The 19187-nt window shown below is 59.1% G+C and carries 22 protein-coding genes; 14 read left to right on the forward strand and 8 right to left on the reverse strand.

The window, feature by feature from the left end:
• Nucleotides 1-141 precede the first annotated feature (141 nt).
• The 12 genes from ACZ1HN_RS12230 to cysE all read left to right on the forward strand — a co-directional run bounded on the left by ACZ1HN_RS12230 (nt 142) and on the right by cysE (nt 10038).
• Entirely contained in the window at nt 142-738 is a 597-nt protein-coding gene (locus ACZ1HN_RS12230) for a head-tail connector protein (protein ID WP_299603126.1), read from the forward strand.
• Nucleotides 735-1073 carry a head-tail adaptor protein gene (locus tag ACZ1HN_RS12235; RefSeq protein WP_299206619.1) on the forward strand — a complete coding sequence of 113 codons (339 nt, stop codon included), beginning with the start codon at nt 735-737 and terminating at the stop codon, nt 1071-1073. The genes ACZ1HN_RS12230 and ACZ1HN_RS12235 overlap by 4 nt, the downstream gene beginning before the upstream one ends.
• Complete coding sequence (locus tag ACZ1HN_RS12240) at nt 1070-1495, forward strand: DUF3168 domain-containing protein (protein ID WP_299703079.1); 426 nt, start codon at nt 1070-1072, stop codon at nt 1493-1495. The genes ACZ1HN_RS12235 and ACZ1HN_RS12240 overlap by 4 nt, the downstream gene beginning before the upstream one ends.
• 12 nt (nt 1496-1507) lie before the next feature.
• Nucleotides 1508-1927 carry a phage major tail protein, TP901-1 family gene (locus tag ACZ1HN_RS12245; RefSeq protein ID WP_299603121.1) on the forward strand — a complete coding sequence of 140 codons (420 nt, stop codon included), beginning with the start codon at nt 1508-1510 and terminating at the stop codon, nt 1925-1927.
• A complete protein-coding gene (locus ACZ1HN_RS12250) occupies nt 1927-2244 on the forward strand; it encodes a gene transfer agent family protein (RefSeq protein WP_472727699.1) in 318 nt (105 codons plus the stop codon). The genes ACZ1HN_RS12245 and ACZ1HN_RS12250 overlap by 1 nt, the downstream gene beginning before the upstream one ends.
• The gene (locus ACZ1HN_RS12255; protein WP_299206611.1) at nt 2241-2447 is read left to right on the forward strand and encodes a rcc01693 family protein; all 207 of its coding nucleotides are present in this window, start codon (nt 2241-2243) and stop codon (nt 2445-2447) included. The genes ACZ1HN_RS12250 and ACZ1HN_RS12255 overlap by 4 nt, the downstream gene beginning before the upstream one ends.
• Nucleotides 2444-3109 (forward strand): phage tail tape measure protein, encoded by a 666-nt coding sequence (locus tag ACZ1HN_RS12260; protein ID WP_472727700.1) that lies wholly within the window; start codon nt 2444-2446, stop codon nt 3107-3109. Before ACZ1HN_RS12255 ends, ACZ1HN_RS12260 begins: the two co-directional genes overlap by 4 nt.
• 23 nt (nt 3110-3132) lie before the next feature.
• On the forward strand, nt 3133-3765 hold the full coding sequence (locus ACZ1HN_RS12265; protein WP_299772318.1) for a DUF2460 domain-containing protein: 633 nt from the start codon (nt 3133-3135) through the stop codon (nt 3763-3765).
• A complete protein-coding gene (locus ACZ1HN_RS12270; protein ID WP_299206605.1) occupies nt 3765-4652 on the forward strand; it encodes a DUF2163 domain-containing protein in 888 nt (295 codons plus the stop codon). The genes ACZ1HN_RS12265 and ACZ1HN_RS12270 overlap by 1 nt, the downstream gene beginning before the upstream one ends.
• The gene (locus ACZ1HN_RS12275) at nt 4649-5098 is read left to right on the forward strand and encodes an NlpC/P60 family protein (protein WP_472727701.1); all 450 of its coding nucleotides are present in this window, start codon (nt 4649-4651) and stop codon (nt 5096-5098) included. The genes ACZ1HN_RS12270 and ACZ1HN_RS12275 overlap by 4 nt, the downstream gene beginning before the upstream one ends.
• The gene (locus ACZ1HN_RS12280) at nt 5098-9039 is read left to right on the forward strand and encodes a baseplate multidomain protein megatron (RefSeq protein WP_472727702.1); all 3942 of its coding nucleotides are present in this window, start codon (nt 5098-5100) and stop codon (nt 9037-9039) included. Before ACZ1HN_RS12275 ends, ACZ1HN_RS12280 begins: the two co-directional genes overlap by 1 nt.
• 189 nt (nt 9040-9228) lie before the next feature.
• Nucleotides 9229-10038: a serine O-acetyltransferase gene (gene cysE / locus ACZ1HN_RS12285; RefSeq protein WP_472727703.1), complete on the forward strand. Its 810-nt coding sequence runs from the start codon at nt 9229-9231 to the stop codon at nt 10036-10038.
• A 132-nt stretch (nt 10039-10170) separates the two neighbouring features.
• On the opposite strand, the gene ACZ1HN_RS12290 is transcribed toward cysE, so the two are convergent.
• From ACZ1HN_RS12290 to ACZ1HN_RS12315, 6 genes are all read right to left on the reverse strand, one after another.
• Nucleotides 10171-11469 (reverse strand): pyruvate dehydrogenase complex dihydrolipoamide acetyltransferase, encoded by a 1299-nt coding sequence (locus ACZ1HN_RS12290; RefSeq protein ID WP_472727704.1) that lies wholly within the window; start codon nt 11467-11469, stop codon nt 10171-10173.
• 12 nt (nt 11470-11481) lie between these two features.
• Nucleotides 11482-12846: a pyruvate dehydrogenase complex E1 component subunit beta gene (locus tag ACZ1HN_RS12295; protein WP_472727705.1), complete on the reverse strand. Its 1365-nt coding sequence runs from the start codon at nt 12844-12846 to the stop codon at nt 11482-11484.
• A 14-nt stretch (nt 12847-12860) separates the two neighbouring features.
• Entirely contained in the window at nt 12861-13850 is a 990-nt protein-coding gene (gene pdhA / locus ACZ1HN_RS12300) for a pyruvate dehydrogenase (acetyl-transferring) E1 component subunit alpha (RefSeq protein ID WP_472727707.1), read from the reverse strand.
• A 126-nt stretch (nt 13851-13976) separates the two neighbouring features.
• Nucleotides 13977-14276 (reverse strand): FtsB family cell division protein, encoded by a 300-nt coding sequence (locus ACZ1HN_RS12305; RefSeq protein WP_472727709.1) that lies wholly within the window; start codon nt 14274-14276, stop codon nt 13977-13979.
• 93 nt (nt 14277-14369) lie between these two features.
• Entirely contained in the window at nt 14370-15143 is a 774-nt protein-coding gene (locus tag ACZ1HN_RS12310; protein ID WP_472727710.1) for an SDR family NAD(P)-dependent oxidoreductase, read from the reverse strand.
• Nucleotides 15144-15221: 78 nt separating this feature from the next.
• On the reverse strand, nt 15222-16409 hold the full coding sequence (locus ACZ1HN_RS12315) for a phosphoglycerate kinase (protein ID WP_472727711.1): 1188 nt from the start codon (nt 16407-16409) through the stop codon (nt 15222-15224).
• Nucleotides 16410-16538: 129 nt separating this feature from the next.
• Here ACZ1HN_RS12315 and ACZ1HN_RS12320 point away from each other — a divergent pair, with 129 nt between their 5' ends.
• Both ACZ1HN_RS12320 and ACZ1HN_RS12325 read left to right on the forward strand, forming a co-directional pair.
• Nucleotides 16539-17048: a peptidylprolyl isomerase gene (locus tag ACZ1HN_RS12320; RefSeq protein ID WP_472727712.1), complete on the forward strand. Its 510-nt coding sequence runs from the start codon at nt 16539-16541 to the stop codon at nt 17046-17048.
• On the forward strand, nt 17038-17598 hold the full coding sequence (locus tag ACZ1HN_RS12325; RefSeq protein ID WP_472727713.1) for a peptidylprolyl isomerase: 561 nt from the start codon (nt 17038-17040) through the stop codon (nt 17596-17598). The genes ACZ1HN_RS12320 and ACZ1HN_RS12325 overlap by 11 nt, the downstream gene beginning before the upstream one ends.
• Before the next feature lie 112 nt (nt 17599-17710).
• On the opposite strand, the gene ACZ1HN_RS12330 is transcribed toward ACZ1HN_RS12325, so the two are convergent.
• Together ACZ1HN_RS12330 and ACZ1HN_RS12335 are read right to left on the reverse strand one after the other, a co-directional pair.
• Nucleotides 17711-18721 carry an MFS transporter gene (locus ACZ1HN_RS12330; protein ID WP_472729315.1) on the reverse strand — a complete coding sequence of 337 codons (1011 nt, stop codon included), beginning with the start codon at nt 18719-18721 and terminating at the stop codon, nt 17711-17713.
• Nucleotides 18670-19176 (reverse strand): MFS transporter, encoded by a 507-nt coding sequence (locus ACZ1HN_RS12335; protein WP_472727714.1) that lies wholly within the window; start codon nt 19174-19176, stop codon nt 18670-18672. Before ACZ1HN_RS12335 ends, ACZ1HN_RS12330 begins: the two co-directional genes overlap by 52 nt.
• Nucleotides 19177-19187 lie beyond the last annotated feature (11 nt).

Consider the following 19187-nt stretch of genomic DNA (forward strand, 5'->3'; position numbering starts at 1 on the left):
GGGTGGGCAACTGCCCCCGGTTCCGGGTGCGCGCTGGAAGTGCGCCGTGTTGTCTAGCTGCTCCCCTCCGTCCGAGCAATGCGGACTGGCGCGCGCCCGGGCCTTTGGAGCCGAGGGGCAGAATTTTCCTGGAGATGTTCCATGATGTTGAACGAAGAGACCACGGTGCCCGACGCCGCGCTGCCGGTCGAAGAATTCAAGGCGCATCTGCGTCTGGGCAGTGGGTTTGGCAATGATACCGTGCAGGACGCGGTGCTTGTCAGTTTCCTGCGCGCGGCTGTCGCGGCAATTGAGGCTCGTACGGGCAAAGCCCTGATCGAGCATGATTTTTCTTTGTCAGTTTCGTCACTGGCCACCACGGATGCAGTTGCATTTCCTGTTGCTCCGGTGACGGCGGTGCACACAGTTACCTTTGTGGATCGTGCTGGCGCGGAAACAAGTGTGGCCGGTGACACCTATTGGTTGGAGCGCGATACGCACCGTCCGCGGTTGCGTTCGGTCGGGCATTCTTTGCCCCAGATTCCAGCTGCCGGGACTATGCGTGTGTCTTTCACCGCCGGGTTTGGCGCGGTGTGGTCTGACATTCCGGCGGATCTGGCGCAGGCCGTGATGCTTTTGGCGGCTCACTACTACGAGTTCCGCAACGAGACGGCATTGAGCGAAGGCTGCATGCCCTTCGGCGTGACCAGCCTGATCGAGCGTTACAGGCCCATACGTTTGGGCGGAGGCGCACGATGAAACTGCCGCGCCTGAACCGGCGCTTGACCCTGGAGAGCCCATCGCGTGTGTCTGATGGCGCCGGTGGTTTCTCTGAACGCTGGATGCCCTTGGGTGTCCTGTGGGCCGAGCTGACTGCACGGACAGGCCGAGAGACGATCGCCACCGGCGCGGCGGTGTCCGCCGTTCCGTATTCGGTTGTCGTTCGTGGTGCCCCGGTGGGGCACCCGGAGCGTCCTATTGCCGATCAGCGGTTCCGTGATGGCAACCGTGTGTTTCACATCCGCAGTGTTGCGGAGCGTGATCCTGAAGGCCGTTACCTGGTCTGCATGACCGATGAGGAGGTCGCGATATGAGCTATGCCGTTTCTGCAGCCCTTCAGAGTGCCGTGTTTACAGCAATTGCGTCAGACATCGCGGTTGGTGATGCAGTTGGCGACGCTGTCTATGACGCGGTGCCCAGTGGTGCGTTGCCGAACATGTACATCAACCTTGGCCCGGAAACCGTGCGTGTTGCGGATGACAAGACAGGCAGCGGCGCCGTCCACAGCTTTGTCGTGTCGGTCGTGACCGAGGTGCCGGGGTTCTTTGCCGCCAAGGAAGCGGCGGGCGCTGTTTGCGATGTTCTGCATGATGCCGCTCTGACGCTTGATCGTGGGCGGCTGGTGTCCCTGCGATTTGAGCGCGCGCGTGCCGTAAAGATCGACAAGGGCACGGGCCGCCGCATCGACCTGACGTTCCGCGCGCGGACGGAAGACAACCAATCAACCAATATCTAACGGAGAAAACCCATGGGTGCTCAGAACGGAAAGGACCTGCTTCTGAAGGTCGACATGACCTCGGACGGGCAGTTCGAAACCATTGCGGGTCTGCGGGCCACGCGCGTCAGTTTTAACGCCGAGAGCGTGGATGTCACGAGCCTTGAGAGCCAGGGCGGGTGGCGCGAGCTGCTGGCGGGGGCCGGTGTGCGGTCCGCCAACATCACGGGCGCCGGTGTGTTCAAGGACGAAGGCACGGATGAGCGTGCGCGCCAGATCTTCTTTGACGGCGAGACGCCGGATTTTCAGGTGATCATTCCTGATTTCGGCGTTGTCGAAGGGCCGTTTCAGGTGACGTCGCTTGAGTACAGCGGCAGCCACAATGGCGAGGCGACTTACGAGATGTCGTTGGCCTCGGCCGGTGCATTGACCTTTACGGCACTTGTAGCCTGATGACCAATCCGTGGAGGGGAGAGGTCACGCTGGTGATCGACGGTCAGCCTCAGGTGATGCGGCTGACCCTTGGTGCTTTGGCGGGGCTTGAGACGGCTTTGGCGGAGCCATCATTGGTTGCCTTGGTGGAGCGGTTCGAGCAGGGCCGCTTTTCCAGTGCCGACGTGCTGGCTGTGCTGAAGGCTGGTTTGGCTGGTGGCGGCTGCGCCTTTGATGCCGACCACTTGGATCACGCTGACATTGCGGGCGGACCCATGGGGGCGGCTCGTGCTGCGGCCGAGTTGATCGCGCGGGCCTTCGTGGTGCCTGAGGCATGACAAAGACATTGGACTGGCCCGCGTTGATGCGGGCCGGGATGCAGGGGCTGCGCCTGACGCCAGAGGCGTTCTGGGCGCTGACCCCTGCCGAATTGCAGATGATGCTGGGCACACCCGGACAGGCCGCACCGCTGTTGAGCGACGGTCTGGACGCGTTGATGGCGGCCTGGCCGGATGAACGGTCGGAAGGGGATCCGGAATGACTGATTACCGAGACGAGATCGAGAACCTTGACGAGAACGCCGAAGATTTGCGCTTCACGCTGAGTGCAACCTCGGACATGGTCACCGGTTTCGACAGCGAATTGCGCCGCATGCGTGAGAGTCTGGCGGCGACCAACAAGGACGTGGCGACCCTTGAGAAAGGGCTGTCGCGTGGATTGCGCAAGGCCTTTGATGGTTTGGTTTTTGATGGGGCGAGCCTGTCGGATGCCCTGGATGGGCTGGCCAACTCGATGATCAGCGCGACTTACAATGCGGCCATCAAGCCCGTGACTGATCATGTCGGTGGATTGCTGGCCTCTGGTGCGGGTGGGTTGCTCGAGAATATCCTGCCCTTTGCCGATGGTGCGCCGTTCAGCCAGGGGCGCGTAATGCCCTTTGCATCAGGCGGTGTCGTCAGTTCGGCCACGCCGTTTGGCATGCGCGGCGGAATGGGCGTGATGGGTGAGGCGGGGCCAGAGGCCATCATGCCGCTTGCCCGTGGTCCTGATGGCAAGCTGGGTGTGCGTGGCGGTGGCGGGCAGGGCGGTCCGACTGTCGTGATGAACATCACCACACCGGACGTGCAGGGCTTTGCCCGGTCGCAAAACCAGATCGCCGCACAGATGAACCGCGCATTGAGCCGCGCAAACCGCAACAGATAACAAATTGAAGGGGAGCCAAGGCCATGAATTTTCACGAGGTTCGATTTCCCGCGTCCTTGAGCTTTGGCTCGGTCGGCGGGCCGGAGCGCCGGACAGAGGTTGTGACGCTCGCCAACGGATTCGAGGAACGCAACACGCCCTGGGCACACTCGCGTCGCCGCTATGACGCGGGACTGGGCATGCGGTCACTGGATGACGTAGAAACCCTGATTGCTTTCTTTGAAGCACGCATGGGACAGATGTACGGGTTTCGCTGGAAGGACTGGGCCGACTTCAAGTCGGGTGCCGCAAGTGCTGATCCGACTTTTCTGGATCAGACGATTGCCACCGGTGATGGCGTGCAAGCCACGTTTCCGCTGCTCAAGACGTATCGATCAGGAGAGTTTGCCTATTCACGACCGATCTCGAAGCCCGTTTCCGGAACAGTGCGCGTGGGTCTTGGGCGTGATGAGATGCAAGAAGGGGTCGATTACGAAGTCGAATTGAACACCGGGCTTGTCACCTTTCAGCATCCGCCGGAGCAGGATGAAGAGATCACCGCCGGCTTTGAATTCGATGTGCCTGTGCGCTTTGATACGGACCAAATTCAGACATCCGTAGCCAGTTTTCAGGCCGGTACCGTTCCGAATGTGCCCATTGTCGAGGTGCGTGTGTGATGAGCGGGCAGAGCGAAGAGTTTCTTGCACACACGGCAAAGGGCGTTACGACCCTGTGTCGGGCTTGGGCCATTCTGCGGACGGATGGCAAGACTTTCGGGTTTACTGACCATGACACGCCGCTGACCTTTGACGGGCTTGAGTTTCGCGCTGACACTGGCTTGTCTGCTGCGGCGTTGGCGCAGAGCACTGGCCTGAGCGTTGACAATACAGAAGCGCTGGGCGCGCTGACTGATGCGTCGGTGCGCGAAGACGAGATCGAAGCAGGGCGCTTTGACAATGCGGAGGTCCGCGCGTGGTTGGTGAACTGGGCTGATCCTGATGTTCGTTGGTTGCAGTTTCGAGGCTCCATCGGTGAGCTGCGGCGTTCTGGTGGAGCTTTTCATGCTGAACTGCGCGGCTTGACTGAGGCATTGAACCGGCCGTTGGGCCGCATCTATCAAAAGCCATGTACCGCCGTTCTGGGTGACCGTGCATGCCGTTTCAATCTGGAGCAGCCGGGGTATCGGTTCGAAGGGCAGCCAGATCGCGTGATCGATGGTCGGATCTTTGAGTGGGACGATCTGAGCGGCTTTGAGCCGCAGTGGTTCATGCGAGGGCGGCTTGATGTCACGTCCGGACCTGCCAGTGGTCTGTGGGGCATGATCAAGCGCGATGTCGTCGAAGATGGTGTGCGCCGGATCGAGCTTTGGGAAGCGGTGCGCGGCCAGGTCAGTGCGCAGGACCAAGTGCGTTTGACTGCAGGTTGTGACAAGCGGTTCGAAACCTGTCGTCTGAAGTTTGCCAACCTTTTGAACTTCCAAGGTTTCCCGGACTTGCCCAGTGACGATTGGATGATGGCATATCCGACAACCGGCGGCTCAAACAGCGGAGGCAGCCTGCGATGACACTGGCGCGTTCCTTTATTGTGGATGAAGCGCGCGCCTGGATCGGCACGCCGTACATTCACCAGATGGCCGCGCGTGGGGCAGGCACTGATTGTCTTGGGCTTATCCGTGGGGTTTGGCGTGCCGTGGTTGGCAGCGAGCCGGAGCGGCCGCCTGCATACAGTATGGATTGGTCCGAACCGCAGGGACAGGAACACCTCTGGGCAGCAGCGCTGCGCCACCTGTCGCCAAAAACTGTGTCCCTGGCGGCATGTGGGGATGTGATCCTGTTTCGCATGCGTGAGGGCGGGGTGGCCAAACACCTCGGTATTCAGTCCGACGTGGGCACTGCGCCCAAGTTTATTCATGCCTATAGCGGCCACGGCGTTGTCGAGAGCCCGCTGAGTGCACCGTGGGCTCGACGGATCGTGGCCCGTTTTCAATTCCCTGATGTGGAGGCCGACTGATGGCGACCGTAGTACTTTCTGCCGCTGGGGCGGCTATTGGCGGCTCGATTGGTGGCTCTGCGCTTGGGTTGTCATCCGTTGCCATCGGGCGTGCCATTGGTGCGACCCTGGGCAAGGTGATTGATCAGCGTGTTATGGGTCAGGGGTCTGAGGTCGTTGAGCATGGTAAGGTGGACCGGTTTCGCTTGTCGAATTCGGGTGAAGGCGCACCGATTTCCCAGCTTTATGGGCGTATGCGCTTGGGTGGGCAGGTGATCTGGTCCTCGGACTTTCTGGAGACTGTTACCGTAACAGGCGGCGGAGGAGGAGGCGGCAAGGGTGGCCCGGCACCGTCACCACAGCCCGAGGTTCGTGAATACAGCTATTCGCTGAGCATGGCACTTGCTGTCTGCGAAGGAGAAATCGCCCGTATCGGCCGCGTCTGGGCCGATGGCGAAGAAGTTGCGATCAATGATCTGAACATGCGCGTTTACAAGGGAACGCAGGATCAATTGCCGGACCCGCTGATGGAAGCCATTGAAGGGCAGGGGTTGGTGCCGGCGTATCGTGGAACCGCCTATGTCGTGATTGAAAACCTGGCCTTGGGTCCTTTTGGCAATCGCGTCCCGCAGTTTTCGTTCGAGGTTGTACGCCCGGAGCAGCCAGAAGAAGCCGGGGCCGAGGAAGAGATTACCCGCGCTGTCAAAGCCGTCGCGCTGATGCCGGGAACCGGAGAATATGCGCTGGCAACGACGCCGGTGAACTATGTAGACCAAAATCGCGGTCGCTGGAGTGCCAACATTAACACGCCGGCAGGCCAGCCCGACTTTAACATGTCTCTTGATGCGCTGAGTGATGAGCTGCCGAATTGTGAGGCCGCTTCGTTGATTGTGTCGTGGTTTGGGAATGACTTGCGCTGCGGATCTTGCCAGGTGCAGCCGAAGGTAGAGCGCCGCGACATTGAGGCTGAGAACATGCCATGGCATGTCGCTGGAGTGTCACGTCAAGGGGTGGCGGAGATCGCTCGTGTCGATGATCGCCCGATCTATGGCGGCACACCTGCGGATGGGTCGGTCATCCAAGCTATTCAAGCCATGAATGCATCCGGAAAGAAGGTCATGTTCTATCCTTTCATTCTGATGGATCAGTTGGAAGGTAATGAGCTGCCCAACCCGTACGCACCTGATGAAACGCAGCCTTACCTTCCCTGGCGGGGTAGGATCACCTTGTCGCGGGCATTAGGGATCGACGGATCACCGGATGGTACCGTTGCTGCCGAAGCGGAGGTCGATGCATTCTTTGGTAATGTAAATTCATCCCACTTCAACATTCAGGGAAATTACAACTACACGGGCCCACAGGAATGGACGTTGTCGCGGTTTATTTTGCACTACGCGGCATTGTGCCGTCAGGCAGGGGGAGTTGACGCGCTCTGCATTGGGTCGGAGATGCGTGGCTTGACGCAAATTCGTGGTACGGGGAACCAATTCTACGCCGTCCAGAAAATGCGAGAGTTGGCGGCTCAGGTACGCGTTATTCTCGGCCCAGACACCAAGATCAGCTACGCCGCCGATTGGACGGAGTACTTTGGGTATCAGCCGCAGGACGGGAGCGGTGATCGCTATTTTCACCTGGATCCTCTGTGGGCAGATGAGAACATCAACTTCATCGGGATCGACAACTACATGCCGATTTCGGATTGGCGCGGTGGCGAAGATCATGCGGACGCAGAGTGGCAGAGTGTATACAACATCGACTACCTGCGCTCCAACATTGAGGGTGGCGAGGGCTACGATTGGTATTATCGGTCACAGGAAGCCGATACTGCGCAAATAAGAACTCCCATCACGGATGGCGCGCATGACGAGCCTTGGGTGTATCGCTACAAGGACATCCGAAATTGGTGGGGCAATGCGCATCACGAACGCATTGGGGGTGTGCGGTCAGTCCTGCCTACGTCTTGGGTCCCGGAATCCAAGCCAATCTGGTTCACAGAGCTTGGGTGCGCTGCCATCGACAAGGGTACGAACCAGCCCAACAAGTTTTTGGACCAGAAATCATCGGAGAGCAGCCTGCCGAAGTATTCGAATGGCGCGCGCGACGATCTGATCCAGAAGCAATACCTTAGGGCGATGCATTCGTATTGGCGGGCTGCCGAGAACAATCCAGTATCGGTTGAGTATGAAGCTCCGATGGTGGACATGTCTCGAGCCTTTGTCTGGGCTTGGGATGCAAGGCCGTATCCATTCTTTCCAAACTCGCTGCGCATTTGGTCCGATGGAGAGAACTACCCGCGTGGTCACTGGATCAACGGGCGCACGTCGGGCCGGTCGCTTGCGTCGGTTGTTGGTGAAATCTGCGAGCGGTCCGGGCTACAACACTACGACACATCTGAGCTGTTTGGATATGTGCGTGGGTTTGTTGTTGATGATGTCACAGATGCGCGGGGGGCGTTGCAGCCGCTGATGCTGCGATTTGCTTTTGATGCAATTGAGCGTGATGGTGTTCTGAAGTTTGTCTCGCGCTCGGGAACAGGGGCGGTTGAACTGCCGCCGGAAACACTTGCAATCCACTCTGACCTCAACGGCCGCTTGGAGCAGTCGCGCGAGTCCGAGGCAGAGTTGGCGGGACGTGTACGCGTTCGCTTTGTACAGACTGACGGGAACTTCGACGTGCTGTCGGAGGAAGCCATTCTGGCGGACGATACCACGCATGCCGTATCCACGAGTGAGATTGCGATGGCGTTGACCCGTCCCGAGGGTCGGCAAGTGGCAGAGCGTTGGTTGACCGAGGCGAGGGTTGCCCGCGAAGCAATCAAGCTTGCGCTGCCGCCGTCACAAATTGGTGTAGGTGCTGGTGACGTTATCGAGGTGACGGCCGATCAATCTGAAGGGGCTGGGCTTTACCGCGTGGACCGGGTGGAACAAGGCCAGATGCAGTTGTTGGAAGCTGTGCGGATTGAACCTGAAGTATATACGCCTTCGGATCTTTCCGACGAGTTGGCAGGTGTCCGTGAGTTTGTTCCACCGGTTCCATTGACATCAGTATTCATGGACTTGCCATTGCTCACTGGGGATGAGGTGGAGCACGCACCACATCTGGCCGTGACAGGCTCACCTTGGCCGGGTGGCGTAGCGGTGTATCAGTCGCCAACTGACTCTGACTTTGTGCTCAACACAGTGATTGCCGCCCGGGCGAGTATCGGCTTTCTGAATTCGCCCTTGCCGCGTGCCGTGCCCGGGCTGGTAGATCGAGGTGCTCCACTTGATGTTAAAATGATCCATGGGACTCTGCAGTCAATCCCAGAGTCCGCGTTTCTGAGCGGTGGAAATCTTGTTGCTGTCGGAGATGGTTCGCCTGACAACTGGGAGCTGATCCAGTTCAAGGACGCCGAATTGATTGGGCCGAACCAGTATTTGCTGTCCAACAGGTTGCGCGGACAAGCTGGAACGGATGCCTATATTCCTATTGAATGGCCAGTTGGTTCTTGGTTTGTGCACATGAACGGTGTTCCGTCCCAGATCAATCTGCTTCGCTCTTTGCGTCGGATCTCGCAAACTTTCCGAATTGGGCCGTCCAAGCGCAGCTATGACGACCCATCTTATACGGAGGCCATTCATGCCTTTAATGGGAATGGATTGAGGCCCTATGCACCGGTTCATCTTAAGCTTGCCAGCAGCGGTACCGGTGTTGATGTCGAGTGGGTTCGTCGCACGAGATTGGATGGTGATGGTTGGGACTTGCCTGAGGTACCGCTGGCTGAAGAGACAGAGAGCTATACAGTTCGGGTAGGGACGCTTGGACAAGTTGTTCGTGAAGTTGTCGTATCAGAGCCGTCTTGGACATATACAAGCGCTATGCAGCAAGCTGATGGACTTACTGGAGATTTTGAGGTCTCGGTGGCCCAGAACTCTGCCCGATTTGGGCCAGGGCCGTTCAAAACAGCGATCTGGTCTGAATGACATGGCCATTCGAACAGGGGCTATGCAGCCTGTAGCACTTGCGCGGCATTAACTGTGTTGGGAGCTTTGCCGTGGAACCAGCCTGCGCGGGCATGGGCAAATGATCCAGTTTCGAGATGGGACACATCACGGGTTTGCGTTTGGAGAAAAGGTCTTAAATAGGGTAGGAAGAATCCGAAAGGACACTCTATGGCTGACCTACGCACAAACATCGCTTCTATTGATCCGGTTTGGGACCAGATTACGGAAGAGGCGCGCCGAGCTGTTTCAGACGAACCGTTGATCGGTGGGTTCGTACACGCATGCATCCTGCATCACAAATCTGTGGAAAAAGCGCTGTCTTATCGGATCGCGGCCAAGCTGGCATCGAACGAGATGTCCATGGTTGTCGTGCGCGAGATTGTGGAAGAAGCCTACCAGAAGTCTCCGGCGCTGGTAGAGGCCGCTCGGGCAGACCTGGTCGCTGTTTATGAACGTGACCCGGCATGCCATCGGTTGCTGCAACCCATCTTGTACTTCAAGGGGTATCAGGCGATGCAGGCGTATCGTGTGGGTCACTTTCTTTGGCAAGCAGGCCATACCGATCTTGCCTATTTCTTCCAGATGCGCGTGTCCGAGATATTTGGTGTAGACATTCATCCAGCCGCACACATCGGCAAGGGCATCATGATTGATCACGCACATTCCATCGTGATTGGTGAAACCGCTGTTGTGGGCGACAACGTATCCATGTTGCATTCCGTCACCCTGGGCGGGACCGGTAAAGAGGAAGAAGATCGGCACCCCAAGATCGGTGATGGTGTTCTTATTGGTGCCGGTGCAAAAGTGCTTGGAAACATTCGGGTGGGTAACTGCAGCCGTATTGCAGCGGGTTCTGTTGTTTTGGAAGAGGTCCCGCCGTGCAAAACAGTTGCTGGAATTCCGGCGCGGATTGTAGGCGAGGCTGGCTGTGATCAACCCTCGGTATCCATGAACCACATGCTTGGTAAAGACCAGTAAGCGATCTATCTTGCGATTGTGAAAACTAGCTGAAAATCTTTGTTGTTGAGGCTGATTCTTACCAGTCTTGGCAAATCAGGTGCAGCCGAATAGCGAGTAGAGCCCCTGGCGTTCGCCAGGGGTTTTTCTGTATCAAGCAAGCATTGCCAATGGATTTTCGAGGTTGTCCACAATGGCTTGCAAAAGGTTCGCACCAAGGGCTCCGTCAATCACACGGTGATCCACGGATAGGGTGACGGACATCACGGTTGCGACTTCCAGTTCTCCATCCGCGCCTACCACCGGTTTTTTGACACCGGCGCCAACAGCGAGAATTGCGCCGTGTGGGGGATTGATAACCGCGTCGAAGTTGTCGATCCCAAACATACCCAAGTTCGAGATGGCGAAACTACCACCCTGATACTCATGCGGGGCGAGTTTACGATCACGGGCGCGACCGGCCAAATCCTTCATCTCCGCGGAAAGTGCGGACAGCGATTTCTGATGTGCGTCTTGCAACACGGGTGTGAAAAGTCCGCCTTCAATTGCTACTGCGACGGCAACATCGGAAGGCGTGAGCTTGAGCACTTTGTCACCTGCCCAAACCGCGTTCGCGTCAGGCACTTGTTGCAGCGCCAGTGCGCAGGCTTTGATGATGAAGTCGTTCACTGACAATTTCACCCCGCGCTCGGACAGTTGTCCATTCAGGGTGCTGCGGAATTCGAGCAATGCATCCAGCTTGATATCGCGTCGGAGGTAGAAGTGTGGGACCGTCTGCTTAGCTTCGGTGAGCCGCGCAGCAATGGTTTTCCGCATTCCGTCGAGTTTGACCTCTTCGTATTCGCGACCCTCGTACATCTTCGCAATAGTGTCGCTGCTCGGACCGGTAGGGGCCGCCGCAGCAGGAGCGGCTGTTGCCATCGCAGCGGCTGCCTGCGCTGGAGCGGCTTCTGCCTTTTCAACATCTGCTTTTATAATCCTGCCATGCGGCCCTGACCCTTTGATCACACCGAGGTCTAGCCCCTTCTGCGCGGCAATCCGGCGGGCGAGAGGGGATGCAAAAATGCGTGTTCCATCGCTGCTCTTCGGCGCAGATGGAGCAGAAGTTGCTGCTGCGGCGGCTGTCGGTTCGCTGGCTGGAGCTTCAACAGGTGCTGCTTCAGATACCACCGTCGATGCGCCAACATCGCCAATATCATCGGCGCTTTCGCCGTCTTCCAACAACACGGCGATGGGGGTGTTGACTTTCACTCCTTCCGAACCTTCCGCGACCAGGATCTTGCCGACAATACCTTCGTCCACGGCTTCGAATTCCATGGTTGCCTTGTCGGTCTCGATCTCGGCCAGTAGGTCACCAGACGATACGGTATCCCCTTCTTTCACCAGCCATTTCGCAAGTGTACCTTCCTCCATGGTCGGAGACAGTGCGGGCATGAGAATTTCTGTCGGCATGTCTGCGGCTCCTTAGCGGTAGGTGACTTGCTTGACGGCTTCGATCACCTCGTCCGTGGTGATCAGCGCGTGCTTTTCGAGGTTCGCGGCATACGGCATTGGAACATCCTTGCCTGTGCAGTTGATGACCGGTGCATCGAGGTAGTCGAAGGCCTGCTGCATGATGACCGAGCTGATGTAGTTGCCTACAGAGCCTTGCGGCCAACCCTCTTCAACTGTCACACAGCGATTTGTTTTCATTACCGAATTGATGATCGTGCCCGTATCCATCGGGCGCAGGGTACGCAGGTCGATAACCTCGGCATTGATGCCATCAGCGGCCAGCTTGTCCGCAGCCTCCAGCGCGTATTGCATCCCGATGCCGAAGGATACGATGGTTACGTCTTCACCCTCACGCCAGATCCGGGCCTTTCCGAATGGAACTGTGAAATCGTCCATGTCCGGTACATCGAAGGTGCGGCCGTAGAGAATCTCGTTTTCCAGGAAGATCACCGGGTTGTTGTCGCGGATGGCCGTTTTTATCAGACCTTTGGCGTCCGAGGCCGAATAGGGCATGACCACCTTCAGACCCGGAACCTGCATGTACCACGCCGCGTAGTCCTGAGAGTGCTGGGCACCCACGCGGGCGGCAGCTCCGTTTGGGCCGCGGAAGACCATGGGCGCACCCATCTGACCACCCGACATATAGAGCGTCTTGGCCGCCGAATTGATGATCTGGTCAATCGCTTGCATAGCAAAGTTGAAGGTCATGAACTCGACAATCGGGCGCAAGCCACCGAACGCAGCACCGACACCGATCCCGGCAAAGCCGTGTTCCGTGATGGGCGTGTCAATCACACGCTTTGACCCGAACTCGTCCAGCAGACCCTGAGACACCTTGTACGCACCCTGGTACTCGGCCACTTCCTCGCCCATCAGGAACACGGTGTCGTCTGACCGCATTTCTTCAGCCATCGCGTCGCGCAACGCTTCGCGAACGGTCTGTTCCTTCATGGCAGTGCCCTCGGGCCAGTCCGGGGTCAGATCGACCCGCGGCGCGGCAGGCGCCGCAGCGGCAGCAGGAACAGGTGCTTCAACCGCGGGGGCGGTTTCGGCTGTCGGGGCAGGGGCGGCAGATACGTCGCCGACCTCTTCACCTTCCTCGACCAGAATGGCGATGGGCGTGTTCACCTTCACACCCTCGGTGCCTTCCGCGATCAGGATCTTGCCGACGATCCCTTCATCGACCGCTTCGAATTCCATGGTTGCCTTGTCGGTCTCGATCTCGGCCATGATGTCACCGGACGATACCGTATCGCCCTCTTTCACCAGCCATTTTGCAAGCGTGCCTTCCTCCATCGTGGGGGACAGGGCGGGCATGAGAATTTCGATTGCCATAAGTCTGTCTCCCCTCAGGCGTAAATATCGGTCCAAAGCTCGTCGAGCGCTGGTTCCGGGCTTTCCTTCGCAAACTCGGCAGAGGCGTTCACGATTTCCTTGATCTCTTTGTCGATGGCCTTCAGGTCATCCTCGCTCGCGTGCTTGCCGGTCAGTAGCATGGACCGCACCGCCTCGATCGGATCCCGTTCGTCGCGCATCTTTTGCACTTCTTCCCTGGTCCGATACTTGGCCGGGTCCGACATCGAATGACCGCGATAACGATATGTCTTGATCTCAAGGATATACGGACCCTTGCCAGCCCGGCAGTGCGCAACGGCCTTCTGACCGGCGGCCTTCACCGCCAACACATCCATGCCATCTACTTCCTCGCCGGGGATGCCATAAGCCGCACCACGTTCCCAATAGCTGGGCGACTTCGTTGACCGCTTGGTGGAGGTGCCCATGGCGTACTGGTTGTTCTCTATGACGAATACGACCGGCAGGTCCCACAGCTCGGCCATGTTATAGGCCTCGTAGACCTGGCCCTGGTTGGCCGCACCATCACCGAAATAGGTAAAGGTGACGCGCCCGTTTTCCTTATACTTGTCAGCAAAGGCGAGGCCCGCACCAAGGGGCACCTGCGCGGCAACGATGCCATGGCCCCCATAGAAATGCTTCTCTTTCGAGAACATGTGCATGGAGCCACCCTTGCCCTTGGAGTAGCCGCCTTCGCGACCCGTCAGCTCGGCCATCACGCCATTGGGATCCATGCCACAGGCCAGCATGTGGCCGTGATCGCGGTAGGACGTGATACGTTTGTCGCCTTCCTCGGCCGCGGCCTCTAAACCGACAACCACGGCTTCCTGCCCGATATAAAGGTGGCAAAACCCACCGATCAGGCCCATGCCGTACAACTGCCCGGCTTTTTCCTCGAACCGGCGGATCAGCAACATGTCGCGGTAGTAGCCCTGCAGCTCCTCCGCTGACACGTTTGGTTTCGTTTGGGCTTTGCGCGCGGCCATGGCGGCGACCTCCCTGACAAGGAATAGTTTAGCGTTAAACTATTCCCTACAGGATCTCGTTCGTGCGAGGCGAGTGCCAATCTGCCGCAAGGGCAACTTGCACCAATAATGCTTGTTTTTCAGGGGTCAACGTATGACGATTTCGTCACTACGCAACATGCCGAGCACGCTGCGGGCCTGTTCGTCTAGCAGGTCAAGGTCTAGGTAATCATCCGACAAACGCTTGGTCAGGTTCTCCATCTGTGCCACCTGCACTTGGACCTCAGAAAGCTGGCGCGACAGGTCCCGCGCTTCTGCTTCAATCTCGGCACGGCGGAACAGACCAAAATCCCCCTGCACGGCGGCAAAGGTGAAATAGATCGCCAAGGCGAACGTAATCGAGAAGAAGATAAATGTGCTCACGGCGGGGCGCGCTGTACGGGTCATGTGAAACTACTGCCTTTGATCCCACCTCTTTGGGCGGTTTCAAACACTATGCCACAGGTGATTCGCGCTGTGAATCCCTTTTGTTTAAAAGGTTTAGTGTTTTCCCATCATTTGCGCGGCTATCCGCGTTGTCAGGGCTCGCGGCGATATCCGGGGCAGGAAAGCCAACATCTTGTTCATGGCACCGGGTACGACGATCCGCTTGCCGACCCGTGCGTGTAGCCAACCGGCCTCGGCCACGTCCCTGGCGTTCATGGGCTTCGACATCTTGAGCAGGCGCACGCCGTGCATGTCGGCGTCATCGAAAAAATTGGTGGCAGTCGCACCAGGGCACAGTGCCGTCACGGTCACGGATGATCCGCGCAATTCTTCGGCTACTGCTTCGGACAGGGACAGAACATAAGCTTTCGTGGCGTGATACACTGCCATCTGCGGACCGGGGGTGAACCCAGCGACAGAGGCGACGTTCAGGATACGCCCCTTGGGCAAACCTTGCATGTGCGGGATCGCCAGCTTCATCAGCCGGGTCAGTGCCAGCATGTTCACGTTGATCGAGGCCATCTCGCGCTCCCACCCCTGACCGGCGTCGAACGGCCCGTTATAGCCAAGGCCTGCGTTGTTCACGAGGACATCAATCTCGCGTCCGTTACTCGCTTCGGACCACAACCGGTCGACCTCCGCCATGTCGGACAGATCGGCGGGGATCACCACCGCCTCAACCCCGTGGCTGCGCGCCTCCTCGGCGACCGCGTCAAGCTTGTCCTTGGACCGCGCGGCCAGGATCACATTGCGGTTTTCCTTGGCCGCAACGCACGCGAACTCTACACCCAAACCTTCGGATGCGCCGGTGATCAGTGTCCAGGCCATGTCGTGTCCCCCATTTGATGCAGATCGATAGCGCATCATATGGGCTAAGGCGCCTCTGCGCCAACCGGTACGCGCTGACTATTGGGTGAGGGCGGCAACCCCGGGCAGGTCTTTGCCCTCCATCCATTCGAGGAATGCACCCCCGGCGGTCGAGATATAGGTGAAGTCATCTGCAACACCCGCCTGATTGAGCGCGGCCACCGTGTCTCCGCCACCTGCGACGGTGACCAGCTTGCCTGCCTTGGTCAGCGCTGCAGCGGCCTTGGCTGCGGTCACTGTTGCCGTATCGAATGGCGTGATCTCGAATGCGCCGAGTGGCCCGTTCCAGATCAACGTTTCCAAATCGCTAAACGCCCGTGCGATGGTGTCGGCTGCATCATCGCCAGCATCCAGAACCATCTGGTCATCTGCCAGTTTCGTATCTTGCCCAAGGGCAATCACCTCATGGTCCGCACCGGCTTTGAATTCGCGCGCGACACGTCCGTCTGTCGGCAGGATCACGGTGCAGCCTGCGTCCTTGGCTGCCGCCATGATGTCCCGCGCGGTGTTGTGCAGGTCCGCCTCTTGCAGCGATGCGCCAAGGTCCGCGCCTTGTGCCGCGATGAATGTATTGGCCATGCCCCCGCCGATCACCAGCATGTCGATCTTCTTCACGAGGTTCTGCAACAGGTCCAGCTTGGTCGACACTTTGGCTCCACCCACAACGGCTCCTACGGGACGCTTCGGGTTGGACAAGGCCGCTTCTAGCGCTTCCAGTTCCGCCTGCATCAACCGACCCGCGCAGTTGGGCAGCAGGTGGGCCACACCGGTGGTCGAGGCATGTGCCCGGTGCGCCGCCGAAAACGCGTCGTTGCAGTAAACGTCGCCGAGCGTGGCAAGGAGCTGCGCCATCTGCGGGTCGTTGGCTTCTTCCATCGGGGAAAAGCGGGTATTCTCGACAAGGATCACGGCATCGGCAGGCTGCGCGTCAATCCAGTCCCGGCTGGGACGCTCGACAAATGTGACCGGGCATCCGAAAGCCTCTTCGAGGGTGGGGACCAGCGGTTGCAATGACATGTCCGGGTTGGGCTGGCCCTTGGGGCGTCCGAAATGGGCCAGCAGCACCGGGCTGCCGCCCTTGGCGCGGATGTCGGTGATGGTTGGGACGATCCGTTCGATGCGTGTGGCATCGGTGACGCGACCGTCTTCCATGGGCACGTTGATGTCCACGCGGGTCAACACGCGCTTGGCCTTGAGATCCATGTCATCCAGCGATTTCCAGCCCATGTCGTGCACTCCTTTGCCTCTGCGTCGGCCCTTGCATCGCGGCAAATGCACCTCGGGTCAACCGGGTGACTTGTCCCTGCGTGCCCACCGGCTTAGGTAGATGCCCAAACCAATTGGAAAGAGGCGCACATGGCCGAGATCAAAGACCCCGAAAACACGATCCTGATGGAGCTCAAAGGCGGAACCGTCACCATTCAACTGCTGCCCGACGTGGCCCCCAAGCATGTCGAGCGGATGAAGGAATTGGCGCGCGCCGGTGAATATGACAACGTCGCATTTCACCGTGTGATCGACGGTTTCATGGCGCAGACGGGCGACGTGCAGCATGGCGACATGGAAGACGGTTTCAACATCCGCATGGCCGGCACCGGTGGTTCGGACAAGCCGGACGTTCCGGCCGAGTTCTCCAAGGTCCCCCACGCCCGTGGTTCGCTGGGGGCTGCGCGTTCGGCCAACCCCGACAGTGCGAACAGCCAGTTCTTCATCAACTTCAAGGACAATGATTTCCTCAACGGTCAGTACACCGTGTACGGCCAGGTGATCGCAGGTATGGAGCACGTGGACGCAATCGTGCGCGGCGAGCCGCCTGCCGAGCCTGACCGTATGATCAGCGTGAAGGTGGCCGCCGATGTGGCGTAACCTGATCGCCGTCGCCGTGCTTGCTGTCCCCGCGGGGACAGCTTTTGCATCGGGTGTCGAGATCACGGTGAGCGGTGAGGCCAATGGCACCATCGTCATCGATCTTCTGGAAGACACGGCACCGCAGCATGTCGCACGTATCACGGCGCTGGCCGAGGGTGGTGAGTATGACAATGTCGCCTTTCACCGTGTGATCGACGGTTTCATGGCGCAGACGGGTGACGTGCAGTTCGGTGACACCAGCGGTGACTATGATGGACGTCGCGCGGGGACCGGGGGCTCCGACCAACCGGATCTGCCAGCCGAATTTTCGGACGTCACCTTTGACCGTGGGGTCGTCGGTATGGCGCGGTCGCAAAACCCGAACAGTGCCAACAGCCAGTTCTTTATCATGTTCCAGCCGGGGCCGTTTCTGGATGGCCAGTACACCGTTGTAGGCCGCGTGACCTCGGGCCTTGAGGTGCTGGACCAGATCAAGCGGGGGCACCCGCGGTCGGGTGCAATTGAAGGTGCGCCGGATGTGATGACCAAGGTGTCGGTCACCGAATAAAAATCTGTCCCCGCGGGGACACGTTGAAAGGGCACACTTTAAGTGTGCCCTTTTTGCGTTTTCGTGCAACGACTTAACCTGCAGTATTCAACGATTAAAAAGTGGTTAAAGGTTAATTTTCGTTTACACTTCGGGTCAACCAGCCGAGGCCTGCGCTGATCACTGCGAGCGTTGTGGCGATCCAAGCAAGCCCTGTGAATGCCGTTGTCATGGCCGCGCCGTGACCTGCTGTATCGCTCTCGATTCCGAAGCTGGCGGTGCCCCCTGCGCCTGCGTAGAGGGCCGCGACGAACCCGCCGACCGCAGCCACCGAGATGAGGCCTGCCATGCGCGTGACGGCGTTGTTGATGCCCGAGGCCGTGCCGGAACGTGTTTCGTCTACAGCGGCCATGATTGAGGTCGAGAGCGGGGCCACGACGGCTGCCATGCCAAGGCCTACGAGGCACATGGCAGGCAGGATGTGACCCCAGAAATTCTGATACTGTGCGAGGATCGCCATCGCCGCGTAGCCCGTCGCAACCACCATTGATCCCCCAATGAGCAGGGGCGCAGGGCCGATCCGGTCAGCCAGTTTGCCCGCGCGGGCTGACAACAGTGAAATGAACACCGACATGGGCGCGAAAGCGGCGGAGGCTGCAATCTCGCTGAGCCCCCAGCCTGCGATGAAGGTCATCGGCATGAAGAAGAACATCATCGACAGCGCGGAATAGAGCGTGAACGTCAGCGCGTTGGCGGCAGAGAAGGGGCGCGAGGCAAAGAGTGTGAGCGGCATCATCGGATGATCGCCACGCTTTTGCGTCCACAGGAATATCACCAGCATCACCGCGCCACCGATCAGCCACATCGTCGCGTTGCCGCCATGATCAAGCGAGGTCAGTCCCCATGCGATGGCCAGCAAAGCGGCAGTGGCGGTCAGGGCACCGGGAATGTCAACGCGGGCATTCTCCTTGGCTGGGTCGTCGCTCAGATGGCGGTATAGTAGAAACAGCGCCAAGGCGCCAAGTGGCAGGTTGATTGCAAAGATCCAGCGCCACATTTCGGGCCCGCCAATGGTCAGGGTAAGCCCGCCGATTATAGGCCCCGCTGCAGTGGTGACTGCAGTTGCAGAGGCCCAGATGCCGATGGCGCCCCCCGACTTTCGCGGGGATAGGCGCGGGCAATCAGGGCGAGTGAGCCGGGCACCATGATGGCCGCGCCCACACCCTGCACTGCGCGCGCGACAATCATGAAGAGCGGCGTGGGGGCGAGGGCGCAAAACATCGATGCCACAACAAAAAGCGCAATGCCAAGCCCAAAAACGCGGCCCAGTCCAAAACGGTCGCCCATGGCCCCGCCGACAAGGATCAGGGCCGCCAGCGTGAGCATATAAGCGTTGTGAATCCACTGTGCCTGCACCAGCCCCGCGCCCAGGCTGTCGCGCATGGCGGGCAGGGCGATGGCCACGACCGTGCCGTCGATGATGCCGAGGGCCGAGGCGAGTACCGCCGCAACAAGGATATAGGGGCGACTGCGTTCCGCGCAGAACCCGGGATGAAAAACGGGCGCCGCGGTGGTCTGGGGCGCCCGTGTGTCTGTCATGTGAAGAAGAC

It is taken from the genome of Tateyamaria sp. GN1-10 (assembly GCF_055693845.1).

Bases quoted from the DNA above. Each gene is read 5' to 3' on its own strand.
- ACZ1HN_RS12230 (WP_299603126.1), top strand. From the start codon at position 142: ATGATGTTGAACGAAGAGACCACGGTGCCCGACGCCGCGCTGCCGGTC.
- ACZ1HN_RS12235 (WP_299206619.1), top strand. From the start codon at position 735: ATGAAACTGCCGCGCCTGAACCGGCGCTTGACCCTGGAGAGCCCATCG.
- ACZ1HN_RS12240 (WP_299703079.1), top strand. From the start codon at position 1,070: ATGAGCTATGCCGTTTCTGCAGCCCTTCAGAGTGCCGTGTTTACAGCA.
- ACZ1HN_RS12245 (WP_299603121.1), top strand. From the start codon at position 1,508: ATGGGTGCTCAGAACGGAAAGGACCTGCTTCTGAAGGTCGACATGACC.
- ACZ1HN_RS12250 (WP_472727699.1), top strand. From the start codon at position 1,927: ATGACCAATCCGTGGAGGGGAGAGGTCACGCTGGTGATCGACGGTCAG.
- ACZ1HN_RS12255 (WP_299206611.1), top strand. From the start codon at position 2,241: ATGACAAAGACATTGGACTGGCCCGCGTTGATGCGGGCCGGGATGCAG.
- ACZ1HN_RS12260 (WP_472727700.1), top strand. From the start codon at position 2,444: ATGACTGATTACCGAGACGAGATCGAGAACCTTGACGAGAACGCCGAA.
- ACZ1HN_RS12265 (WP_299772318.1), top strand. From the start codon at position 3,133: ATGAATTTTCACGAGGTTCGATTTCCCGCGTCCTTGAGCTTTGGCTCG.
- ACZ1HN_RS12270 (WP_299206605.1), top strand. From the start codon at position 3,765: ATGAGCGGGCAGAGCGAAGAGTTTCTTGCACACACGGCAAAGGGCGTT.
- ACZ1HN_RS12275 (WP_472727701.1), top strand. From the start codon at position 4,649: ATGACACTGGCGCGTTCCTTTATTGTGGATGAAGCGCGCGCCTGGATC.
- ACZ1HN_RS12280 (WP_472727702.1), top strand. From the start codon at position 5,098: ATGGCGACCGTAGTACTTTCTGCCGCTGGGGCGGCTATTGGCGGCTCG.
- cysE (WP_472727703.1), top strand. From the start codon at position 9,229: ATGGCTGACCTACGCACAAACATCGCTTCTATTGATCCGGTTTGGGAC.
- ACZ1HN_RS12290 (WP_472727704.1), bottom strand. From the start codon at position 11,469: ATGCCGACAGAAATTCTCATGCCCGCACTGTCTCCGACCATGGAGGAA.
- ACZ1HN_RS12295 (WP_472727705.1), bottom strand. From the start codon at position 12,846: ATGGCAATCGAAATTCTCATGCCCGCCCTGTCCCCCACGATGGAGGAA.
- pdhA (WP_472727707.1), bottom strand. From the start codon at position 13,850: ATGGCCGCGCGCAAAGCCCAAACGAAACCAAACGTGTCAGCGGAGGAG.
- ACZ1HN_RS12305 (WP_472727709.1), bottom strand. From the start codon at position 14,276: ATGACCCGTACAGCGCGCCCCGCCGTGAGCACATTTATCTTCTTCTCG.
- ACZ1HN_RS12310 (WP_472727710.1), bottom strand. From the start codon at position 15,143: ATGGCCTGGACACTGATCACCGGCGCATCCGAAGGTTTGGGTGTAGAG.
- ACZ1HN_RS12315 (WP_472727711.1), bottom strand. From the start codon at position 16,409: ATGGGCTGGAAATCGCTGGATGACATGGATCTCAAGGCCAAGCGCGTG.
- ACZ1HN_RS12320 (WP_472727712.1), top strand. From the start codon at position 16,539: ATGGCCGAGATCAAAGACCCCGAAAACACGATCCTGATGGAGCTCAAA.
- ACZ1HN_RS12325 (WP_472727713.1), top strand. From the start codon at position 17,038: ATGTGGCGTAACCTGATCGCCGTCGCCGTGCTTGCTGTCCCCGCGGGG.
- ACZ1HN_RS12335 (WP_472727714.1), bottom strand. From the start codon at position 19,176: ATGACAGACACACGGGCGCCCCAGACCACCGCGGCGCCCGTTTTTCAT.